Annotated in this window: 7 protein-coding genes; 4 read left to right on the top strand and 3 right to left on the bottom strand. The window is 71.9% G+C overall.

All coding sequences use genetic code 11. The annotated features are described in order from the left end of the window. Nucleotides 1-133: 133 nt before the first annotated feature. Both C1I98_RS08305 and C1I98_RS08300 read left to right on the top strand, forming a co-directional pair. A complete protein-coding gene (locus tag C1I98_RS08305) occupies nt 134-691 on the top strand; it encodes an AAA family ATPase (protein ID WP_111166489.1) in 558 nt (185 codons plus the stop codon). A gap of 503 nt (nt 692-1194) precedes the next feature. Continuing rightward, on the top strand, nt 1195-2028 hold the full coding sequence (locus C1I98_RS08300) for a hypothetical protein (RefSeq protein WP_111166488.1): 834 nt from the start codon (nt 1195-1197) through the stop codon (nt 2026-2028). Between the two features lie 34 nt (nt 2029-2062). Here the strand turns inward: C1I98_RS08300 and C1I98_RS08295 are convergent, their stop codons facing one another. The 3 genes from C1I98_RS08295 to C1I98_RS08285 all read right to left on the bottom strand — a co-directional run bounded on the left by C1I98_RS08295 (nt 2063) and on the right by C1I98_RS08285 (nt 5411). Continuing rightward, nucleotides 2063-3316, bottom strand: a complete 1254-nt coding sequence (locus tag C1I98_RS08295; protein ID WP_199536800.1) for a M28 family metallopeptidase — start codon at nt 3314-3316, stop codon at nt 2063-2065. 99 nt (nt 3317-3415) lie between these two features. After that, nucleotides 3416-4756 carry an MFS transporter gene (locus tag C1I98_RS08290; RefSeq protein ID WP_233507455.1) on the bottom strand — a complete coding sequence of 447 codons (1341 nt, stop codon included), beginning with the start codon at nt 4754-4756 and terminating at the stop codon, nt 3416-3418. A gap of 103 nt (nt 4757-4859) precedes the next feature. Beyond that, nucleotides 4860-5411, bottom strand: a complete 552-nt coding sequence (locus C1I98_RS08285; RefSeq protein WP_111166486.1) for a snapalysin family zinc-dependent metalloprotease — start codon at nt 5409-5411, stop codon at nt 4860-4862. Nucleotides 5412-5889: 478 nt separating this feature from the next. On the opposite strand from C1I98_RS08285, the gene C1I98_RS08280 reads away from it, so the two are divergent. Both C1I98_RS08280 and C1I98_RS08275 read left to right on the top strand, forming a co-directional pair. Then, on the top strand, nt 5890-6672 hold the full coding sequence (locus C1I98_RS08280) for an enoyl-CoA hydratase/isomerase family protein (protein WP_111166485.1): 783 nt from the start codon (nt 5890-5892) through the stop codon (nt 6670-6672). Between the two features lie 241 nt (nt 6673-6913). Further along, a complete protein-coding gene (locus tag C1I98_RS08275) occupies nt 6914-9781 on the top strand; it encodes an AfsR/SARP family transcriptional regulator (protein ID WP_158557964.1) in 2868 nt (955 codons plus the stop codon). Nucleotides 9782-9806 lie beyond the last annotated feature (25 nt).

Here is a 9806-nt window from a genome sequence, read left to right as displayed (position 1 = left end):
CGGGAAGCCCGCGCCATGGGGGCGTCGACGCCTTTGACGGCGGACGCCGAGGCCGCGGCGGATCAGGCCCTTGGCGGCAGATGCGGCCCCATCCAGCGGTGGCATCCGGCTCCACGACATATGGGGACGATCGATGAAGCGCTACGTTTTGACCGGCACGCCTGGATCAGGGAAGACCGCGATCCTGCGCCGGCTGGAGAGCGACGGCCACACCGTCATCGAGGAGGCGGCGACGGACGTCATCGCCCTGCGGCAGGCCCAGGGCGAACCCGAGCCGTGGACGAAGCCGTCCTTCACGGTGGCGATCACCACCTTGCAGCGCCGGCGGCAGGAACAGGCCGCGGCCCTGCCCGGCCTTGTGCAGTTCTACGACCGCTCCCCCGTCTGCACCTACGCCCTGGCGGTCTACCTCGGCCATCCGGTCCCGGCGGCCCTGTCCCGCGAACTGGAACGCATCAAGGATCAGCGGATCTACGAGAAGCGGGTCTTCTTCGTCCAAAACCTGGGGTCCGTCACTCCGACGGCCGCGCGGCGGATCACTTTCGAGGAGTCGCTGCGCTTCGAGCGAATCCACCAGGAGGCGTACGCGTCGTTCGGCTATGAGTGCGTGCCGATCAGCCCCGGCACGCTGTCCGACCGGGCCAAGGTGATCAAGAAGTACGTCGAGTCGGAGCAGGTCACCTCGGAGTAGCCGGTGCGGGAACGGCGGACGAAACAAAGCGGCCCGGGACCGGTTCACCCCGTTCTTCGCCATCATTCCCTCTGGCCCATGTCTGGGTAGGGTTGACGGTATGGGGTCCTGGGAGAGAAGCGCTTTCGCCGCTCGGGTCGGAACCGCTCTCATCAGGGAAGTCGAAAGTACGCGGAGGCGAGATACCGGCCTTTCGGAAATCATCGATGAGTGCGCCTCCTCTGAGGTGGGCGAGGGTGAGGTCGACGCAAAGGCGCAGGAGTTCGGGGCGGTCGTTCTCAGGGCTGTCGAACTGTGCGGGAACCCGGCGTTACTCGACCCTCTGGACGAGGCCGAGAGAGGGCAGGAGCTCGCTCTTTTCGGGTTCTTGCTCTCCTATCTGCTCGAGAACGAAGCCCATGGCCTCGCGCCGCGTCCTTTGGAGGGCCATGTCGAGCTGGTCGTGCGCAGCCCGGACCCGTACCTCGCGGCGATGGTCTGGATCATGGTCTCGGGGATTCGCATTGCGGGCGAGGGCCGAGGAGGTGCTGCCCGCGCACACCGACCGGCTGCGCGAGGAGGTCGGCGGCTGGTTCGCCCGTCCCGGGCCGGCCGCGCTCGACCTGGTCCAGGGCACGACTGCGGCGCATACGATCGTCTGCCGGTCCGAGTCCGCGCGGGACGTCACGGTGGCGGACATCGCGGTCGGACGGGCCGAGGCACAGGGTGCGGTCGGCGCGCTCCGGGTGGCTCCGGCGGTTCCGGAGGCGGTGGAACGCCTGGCCGCGGCCCTCCGGGAGACGGTGGGCGAGGCGGAAGAGGTGTCGCTGCGGCTGCGCGAGCCGTGGGAGCAGGTTCCGGTCGAGAACCTTCCCGACGCTACCGGACGTTCGCTGGCGCAGGACCATGTGGTCGTACGGCGGCACGGTCGGCGTCCCCGTTTCGGGTTGGCGACGGTGCCCTTTCCCGACCGGGTCGAGGTGCTCGGCGACCCGATGGGCCCGCAGAGCGCGCTCGGCCTCCCCGGAGCCTTCGAGGAGGCCCGGGCCGTCGCGGCTCTGTTCGGCACGGTCCCGGTGGTCCGGGAACAGGTCACCTGGGAACGTCTGCGCTACAGCGCCCGCACCGCCGACCTTCTGTGGCTGTCGACCCACTGTGAACCCGTCCCCGAGCTCGGCGGGGCAGCCGCCCTCCGCCTCCACGACCGCTGGGTGCTGCCCTCAGAACTGGCCGCCCTGGACGTCAACCACCGGCCTGGTCGTGGTGCTGACGATCTGCGGACCGAAGCCGCCCGAACCCTGGCCGCCGGCACGCCCCCCGACACCCACACCATCCGCATCACCTTCCCGGCCCCCTGACCGCAATTGGTCGTGCCGGCCGGGAGGCGTTGGGTCAGGGGGTGGGGGGATCGGCGGCCTGGGTAAGGGTGGCGAGGTTCATGCGGAGGATGTCGAGGGCCAGGTCGGTGTTGATGTGGTCGAGGGTGTCGCCCGCGGTGTGGATGTGGGTGTTGGCATCGTCGGAGCCCTCGATGGTGAGGACCGCGGGGATCGAGGCGTCGATGAACGGCACGTGGTCGCTGTTGAACGGGTTGAGCGAGCTCTGCACGGCCAGCCCCGTGTAGCCGGCCGCCGCGGCGGCGAGGGAGTCGATCAGGCCCTTCGACAGGGCCGCGCCCTCCAGCAGAACGGTGGGCCGGGCGGTGTTGAGGGTGGCGATCATGTCCATGTTGACCACCGCCTTGATCCGGGCCGCCTCGGTGGGGCCGAGGCTCGCGACGTACTGGGTGCTGCCGTGCAGCCCCTGTTCCTCGCCGCCGAAGAGGATGAGGCGGATGTCGTCGTGGGTCTGGTGGCCGGCCAGCACGCGGGCGATCTCCAGGAGGCCGGCCGCGCCGCTGGCGTTGTCGTCGGCCCCCGGGGCGGGGGCGGAGGGACCGCCGGCCAGGTTGACGGAGTCGAGGTGGGCGGTGAGCATCACCAGGCCGCGTACGGCGGGCGCGCCGCTCCCCTGCCGGTCGGCGATGACGTTGTGGCAGCGCCCCGGCCCGACATTGATCGGGGCCAGCCGCGCGATGTATCCGAGCTCTTCCAGGCGGTCCCTGGCCAGGGCGGCGGCCGCGCCGAAGCCCCTGCTCAGCGAGTGGCGGGTGCCGAAGGCGACCAGTTCGCCGAGCACCTCCAGGTAGCGCTCCCCGGACAACTGGCCGGTCAGCGCCTCGATGTACGGGACGGGGGCGCGCTCGGCGCGGGGCAGGGTGCGGAAGACGACGCCTTCGGCGGGCAGCGGCTCGACGCGGAAGCAGACCTCCGCGCGCGGCGCGATGCGCGGGAGAAGGGCGTCGGAGGCGGCGATGATCAGGTACCGGCCCTTGTCCACCAGCACGGGGACGTCGGGGTGCTCGTGCTGGAAGGCCCGCCCGACCTGCGTCACCAGGCGCAGGTCGGCGGGGCGCGCCGGGGCCGGGCGCTCCTCGGGCCGCAGGTCGCTCACGCGGGCCCGCTCGGCGGCGGAGGCCCAGAGGTCGTCGTCTTCGGTCCAGTAGACCAGCGTGTCGTCCAGCCGTGTCCAGGGGAGGCCGGGCGGGGCGACGCGCCCCGCGTCGCCGTCCGGTTCGCCGGTCAGGCGCACGGTGCCGAGTCGCATCTGAGGGCCCCTCCTGGTGTCGGTAAATCTCCGCTCAATTGTGAGCGCGGGACCCCGTCGGGGTCCCGCGATCGGCCGCACCTGTTGGAGCCCCCGATTTCAGCGTGCGGCCGCCCCCACAACCTCCGGGGTCGCGGCGTCCGCCAAGGCGCCGCGCCCGGCCGCGCGCGGCGCGACCCAGAGGCCGGACAGCGCGATGACGAGCCCTGCGGCGAACACCGTCCAGTAGCCGGAGGCGGCGGCGACGAACAGCGCGCTGGTGACGGCGACCGACACGACCGAGAAGACCATCTCGCCCACCTGGAGCGCGGAGCTGTTGACCCCCTGCTCGCCGGGCGCGGACAGTTCGAGCGTGCGGACCGACAGGGTCGGGTACACCAGGCCCATCCCGAACCCGGCCACGATCCATGACGGGTAGGCCAGCGCCACCGGCACCGCGTCGAAGGTCACCAGGCCCATGAGCAGGATGCCGAGGGCGATCGCCGCCGAGCCGCCGAGCAGGTTGGTCTTGCGCCCGAAGACCTCACGGCCCTGCAGCCAGGAGGCGAAGGACCATGTCAGCGCGCCTCCGGTGAGCGCGAGTCCGGCGATGACCGGCGACAGGTCGCGCTCGTTGATGAGCATCAGCGGGATGATCACCTCGGTGGCGAAGAACGCGCCCGCGGCGATGCCGCGCAGGGCCACCACGGCGGGCAGGCCGCGCGCGGCGCGCAGGGTGCCGCGGGGCAGCAGCCGGGGCAGCGCCAGGCCGAGCAGGACCAGCCCGGCGAGCAGCAGGGCGAGGTTGCCGCCGCTGCCGTACTGCATCAGGCCCGCGCCGACGGCGGTCAGCGCGGCCCAGCTCACCTTGCGCAGCAGGCCCGGGGCGGGCTCCGCCTGCCCGCCGGTGATCGGCTGGCCCGCCAGGCCGCGTACCAGCGCGAGTCCGGCCAGGACGGTCAAGGCCGGTACGGCGAGGAACACCCACCGCCAGCCCACGGTCTCCACGATGACGCCGACCACCGCGGGGCCGATCATGGACGGCACCACCCACGCGGTCGCGAACAAGGAGAAGATCTTCGGATGCTGGTCCTCGGGATAGACCCGGGCCACCACCACGTAGAGCGAGACGTTGACCAGCGCGCCGCCGAAGCCCTGCACCAGCCGTCCCGCGATCAGCACCTCCATGGCCGGGGCGAGCCCGGCGAGGAGGAGCCCGCCGCCGAAGGCGACGGCGCCGGTCCACAGCGGGGCGGCCGGGCCGCGCAGGTCGGCCCACCGCCCGCCCAGGACCGTGCCGACGACACCCGCGGCCATGGCCCCGCTGAAGGCGAGGCCGTAGAGTTCCAATCCGCCGAGTTCGCGCGCCACGACGGGCATCGCGATCGCCACCGCCATGTACTCGAAGGCCACCAGTGACACCATCGCCACCAGACCCGCGCTCAATGCTCTCCTCGTCATGGCGGTGACGATACGACCATCGCATACGCGGACACATCAGACAAAAGCCCTAGGGCATGCACGCGTATGGACCTAGGGCCCCCGGGGCCCTAGGTCCAGGAGATCAGCGGACCGGTTCCAGGGCGCGGTCTTCGTAGATCTTGTTGAACTCCACCTGCGGGGTGACGGGCCAGCCGGCGAAGTTGCCCTCGACCTCGGCGCGCTCGGCGGCGTTCGGGTTGGGGTTGGTGCAGCTCGTGCCCGCGCTCGCGCCCGACATCAGGTCGGTGCAGCGCCCGGTGCGCCGGTCGGGCAGGCCGAGGATGTGGCCGATCTCGTGGGTGGCGATCCGCAGCGGGTTGTGGCCCTGAGAGGTGGCCTGCCTGCCCATCCAGACGTATCCGCGGCCCAGGCTGGTGGGTTGCGCCCGGGGCCAGCCGTTGTCGGCGTAGACCACGAAGTCGGCGGGCGTGCCCGCCACGAGCTGGACGTTGGAGACGCTGGAATTCCAGATCTGCGCCGCCTGATCCACCACGCCACGGAACTCTGCGGCGCGGCTGGCATCGTACCTGAGCACCCTCGCCGCGGTGGCAGTGGCCTGGGGGGCAGGCGACAGCACGGCGAGGAAGGCCGATCCCACGATCAGCGCGACGATGGTACGGAGGAACCTTGACACGTGAACCTGTCTCCTCGGGGTAGGGGGTGCGCCGGCGAAACCGGCGGTGGAATCCCGAGTAAGGGATGGTGTCAAGGTAAGCGCGCGCCAGGTCTTCAGGGATGACGCATATTCCCTCTATCATCGTGTTATGTACCGCTGACCAGGGAAAACGCCATGCCCGGATAAGTCCTGACAGCAGGCATGCCCGGCTCCCGGCTCCGGACGGGTCCGGCCACAACGGAAAGCCCGCGCGGAAAGCGCCCCGCATTCGCCCGCCCCGGCGTCGCCTTCCCGCACGGCGCACCGCACAATGAGATCGTGGATCACCCACCGCGCCGGAATAAGGGACACCCGCCGCCCGGCGTGCCACCATGCCACATACAGCGGCCGGGCGGCCGTGAACAGCGAAGGAGGCCACGCCCGCGACCGGGTGATATGTGGCATCGCATATTTCGGAAGGCCGTAACGCCCTATTCTCGCAATACCAAGGAGGCCCATGAACAACGCCGATCCGGCCCAGATCGTCACCCTGACCCACCCCGCCGCGCACGTGGCGCTGATCACCCTGAACTCCCCGCCGGCCAACACGCTCAGCCGGGCCGTCCGGGAGCGGATCATCGAGATCACCGCGGGTCTGCACCGCGACCCTGAGATCCGCTGCCTGGTCCTCACCGGTACCGGCGGCACCTTCACCGCGGGGGCGGACCTGCGCGAGGACATGGGGCTGACGGGCGACCGGATCGACGAGTTCCTGACCGGCTTCGACGGCGTGCTGCACGCCCTTGAGGACTTCCGCGCCCCGGTCATCGCCGCGGTGAACGGCGCCGCCGCCGGCGGCGGTCTGGAACTGGCCCTGGCCTGCGACATCAGGATCGCCACAGCTGGCGCCTTCTTCATCGCCTCCGGCGTCAACGTCGGGCTGATCGCGAGCTTCTGGCGGCTCGCCCGCGTCGTGGGCCTCGGCCCGGCCAAGGAGATCCTGCTGACCGGCGACCGCTACCCCGCGGAGCGGGCGCTGCGGTGGGGGCTGGTCACCGAGGTCCATCCGCCGGGCGAACTCCTGCCCGCCGCCCTGGCCAAGGCCCGGCGCATCGCCTCCCGGCCCCCGCTGTCGGTGGAGGCCGCCAAGGCGTGCGCCGCCCTCGCCCCCGGGCTGACCAGGGAACAGGCCGCGGCGCTGCAGGCGGAGAAGTTCCATGCGATGGTGGCCACCGACGACCACCGCGAGGCGGTCGACGCCTTCCTGTCCGGGCGCGCCGGGCGCTACCGCCGCCGGTGAGGGGCCGCCGCGGTATTACTCGCGGGATACATGACCGTTTCCGAGCCACCGGTTTTCACGGAACCGTGACGCGCCTCAGGTGAAATATCCATTGACAAGAGGCGTTTGCGAATACCGCATTCTGTGGAATTTAATGAGTAAAATAGCCCCCATGCACCCATTTGAGGGGCCGTGGCCGTAATTTTATTATGGGGGCTACTTATCCTGAGAGGGTGCCGTGGAGTTTCGCATACTGGGACCGGTGGAGGTCTGGCGGCCCGGCGGACCGGTCCCCACCGGCGGGTTCAAGCAGCGCAGCGTGCTGGCGTTGCTGCTGCTCAACCTCAACCGGGTGGTCACGTTCGAGCGCATGATCGACCAGGTGTGGGGCGCGCGGGCGCCCGACGCCAGGAACACCGTCCAGCGCCTGGTGTCCCGGCTGCGCAGGGTCATCGAGGCGGACGACGGCCGGGCGCCCAAGGCGTCCCTGGAGACGCATTCGGGCGGCTACCTGTTACGGGCCGACCCCTCGACGGTGGACCTCTACCGCTTCGAGGGGCTGGTGGAGCAGGGCCGTACCGCGCAACGGGCCGGTGACCACGGCCTCGCCGCCAGGCTGCTCCGCGACGGGCTGCGGCTGTGGCGCGGCCCCGCGCTGGTCGGCGTGGCCGACGGGGTGCGCGACGTGCCCGCGGCCCGCCTGGAGGAGGCCCGCCTGCTCGCCCTGGAAGACCGCATCGAGGCCGACCTGACCTCGGGCCCGGAAGAGCCGCTGGTCGCCGAGTTGCGCGAGCTGGTGGCCGACCACCCGTTGCGCGAGCGGATGGTCGGCCTGCTCATGGTGGCCCTGCACCGCTTCGGACGGCAGGCCGAGGCGCTGGAGGCCTACCAGCGGACCAGGCGGCACCTGGTGGAGGAGCTGGGGCTGGAGCCGGGCCAGGCGCTACAGCGCACACACCAGGAGGTACTGGCGGGCGACGTGACGCCGACGGCCACCGGGCGGGTCACGGCCCACCTCCAGGTGCCCGCGCAGTTGCCCGCCGACGTCCCCGACTTCACCGGCAGGGCCGAGCAGGTGCGGCTGCTGTCGGAGATGCTGCGCGGCGAGTCCGAGGGCTCGCCCGTGGTGGTGGCCGCGGTCGGCGGCGGCGGGGGCCTCGGCAAGACCACGCTGGCCATCCACGTCGGGCACCTGCTGCGCGACCGGTTCCCCGACGGCCAGTTGCACGCCAACCTGCACGGGGCCGACGGCAGGGACACCCCGGCCGCCGAGGTGCTCGGCGACTTCCTGCGCGCGCTCGGGGCCAGCGGCGCGCACATCCCCGAGGCGGAGGACAAACGCGCCACCCTGTACCGCTCGATGCTGGCCGGCCGGCGGGTGCTGGTGGTGCTTGACAACGCGCGCGACGCCGCCCAGGTGCGCCCGCTGCTGCCGGGCACGCCGAGCTGCGCCGTGCTGGTGACCAGCCGGGCGCGGCTGGCCGACCTTGAGGGCGTCCGCCTGATCGACCTGGACGTGCTGCCCGCCGAGGAGGCGGTGGAACTGCTCGGGAAGATCGCCGGGACCCGGCGGGTCGCCGCCGAGCCGGAGGCGGCCCTTGAGGTCGTCGCCGCCTGCGGCAACCTGCCGCTCGCGGTCCGTGTGGCCGGGGCGCGGCTCGCCGCACGGCCCGGCTGGAGTCTGGCCACCCTGGCCGCGCGGCTGGCCGACCAGCGCAGACGGCTGGACGAACTACGGATCGGCGACCTCGGGGTGCGGGCCAGCTTCGAACTGAGCTACCGGGCGCTGCGGCCCGGCCAGGCCGCCGCCTTCCGGATGCTCGGCATCCCCAACAGCGCCGACATCACCCTCTCCGCCGCCGCGGCCATGTTCGCCATGCGCGAGCCCGCCGCCGAGGCCGTACTGGAAAGCCTGGTGGACGCCTACCTGATCGAGACCCGCGAGCCCGGCCGCTACCAGATGCACGATCTGATGCGGACCTACGCCAGGCAGCGCGGCAACGAGGAGGACACCGCCGCCGAGCGCTCCGCGGCACTGCAACGGCTGGTCGATCACTACCTGGCGACCGCGCGCACGGTGGACCGGGCGGTGGGGCTGACGCCGGTCGGACGTACCGAGGGCGACCACGGGCCGCACCCGCTCAGCAGGTCCGCGCCCGCCACCCGCTGGCTGCAACAGGAGCGCGCCAACCTGGTCAGCACGATCCTCCAGGCCACCGGTTCCCCCGCGATCCGGGTGCTGCCCATCGCCCGGCTGATGGACTCCATGGGCGGCTTCCTCGGGCGCGGCTTCTTCGGCGAGTGGGAGGAGGCGGCCGGCGCGGTCCTTGAGGCGGCGCTGCGCGACGGCGACGAGCCCGCCGAGATCCTGGCCCGCAACGCGCTGGGCATCCTGGCCGCGGAACGGCGGCACGACCTGCCCACCGCGAGCCGCCACCTGCACCGGGCCTGGCGGCTGTGCCGCGACCTCGGCGACCGGCCGGGGCTGGCCCGCGCACTGAACAACCTGGGCGCGGTCTACACGATGCGCCGCCGCTACCGCGAGGCGGTCGACTACCTGCGCGAGAGCCTGGCGGTACGGCTCGCGCTGCCCGAACCGCTGGGCGTCAGCGCGGTGCTGAACAACCTCGGCACGGTCTACGTGAAGATGGGGGCCTTCGAGGAGGCCGACGCGACGCTGCGCGACGCGCTCGGCATGACCCGCGCCGAGCGCGACCACTACACCGAGGCCAACACCCTCAACTCGCTGGGCAACCTGCGCTACGAGCAGGGCGACCACCGGGCCGCGGTCGAGTTCCACGAGCGGTGCCTGGACATCTGCCGGCGGATGTCGCTGGCCAGGGTCGAGATGCTGGTCAGGGTCGACCTGGCCAAGGCCGAGCGGGCCAGGGGCGACCTCGGCGCGGCGCTCGGGCACTGCGTGACCGCGCTGCGGATCAGCCACGACCTCCGCGCCCCGTACGCCGAGGCCCGCACACTCTACGAACTCGGGCACATCCGGCACGGCCTGGACGAGCCGGAGTTCGGCGACGACGCCTGGCGGCGGGCACTGAAGCTCTTCGAGGAGATCGACGCACCGGAGGCGGCCGACCTGCGCGCCGCCCGGGAGGCCGGCCTCTTCCGCTGGTGAGGCGGGTACGCCCGCACCGGCGCCG

Source organism: Spongiactinospora gelatinilytica, assembly GCF_003236385.1.
GTDB lineage: Bacteria > Actinomycetota > Actinomycetes > Streptosporangiales > Streptosporangiaceae > Spongiactinospora > Spongiactinospora gelatinilytica.
Note: the sequence above shows the minus strand (reverse complement) of the source record. Positions and strands in the feature narration are given on the sequence as shown.

Bases quoted from the DNA above. Each gene is read 5' to 3' on its own strand.
- C1I98_RS08305 (WP_111166489.1), top strand. From the start codon at position 134: ATGAAGCGCTACGTTTTGACCGGCACGCCTGGATCAGGGAAGACCGCG.
- C1I98_RS08295 (WP_199536800.1), bottom strand. From the start codon at position 3,316: ATGCGACTCGGCACCGTGCGCCTGACCGGCGAACCGGACGGCGACGCG.
- C1I98_RS08290 (WP_233507455.1), bottom strand. From the start codon at position 4,756: ATGACGAGGAGAGCATTGAGCGCGGGTCTGGTGGCGATGGTGTCACTG.
- C1I98_RS08280 (WP_111166485.1), top strand. From the start codon at position 5,890: ATGAACAACGCCGATCCGGCCCAGATCGTCACCCTGACCCACCCCGCC.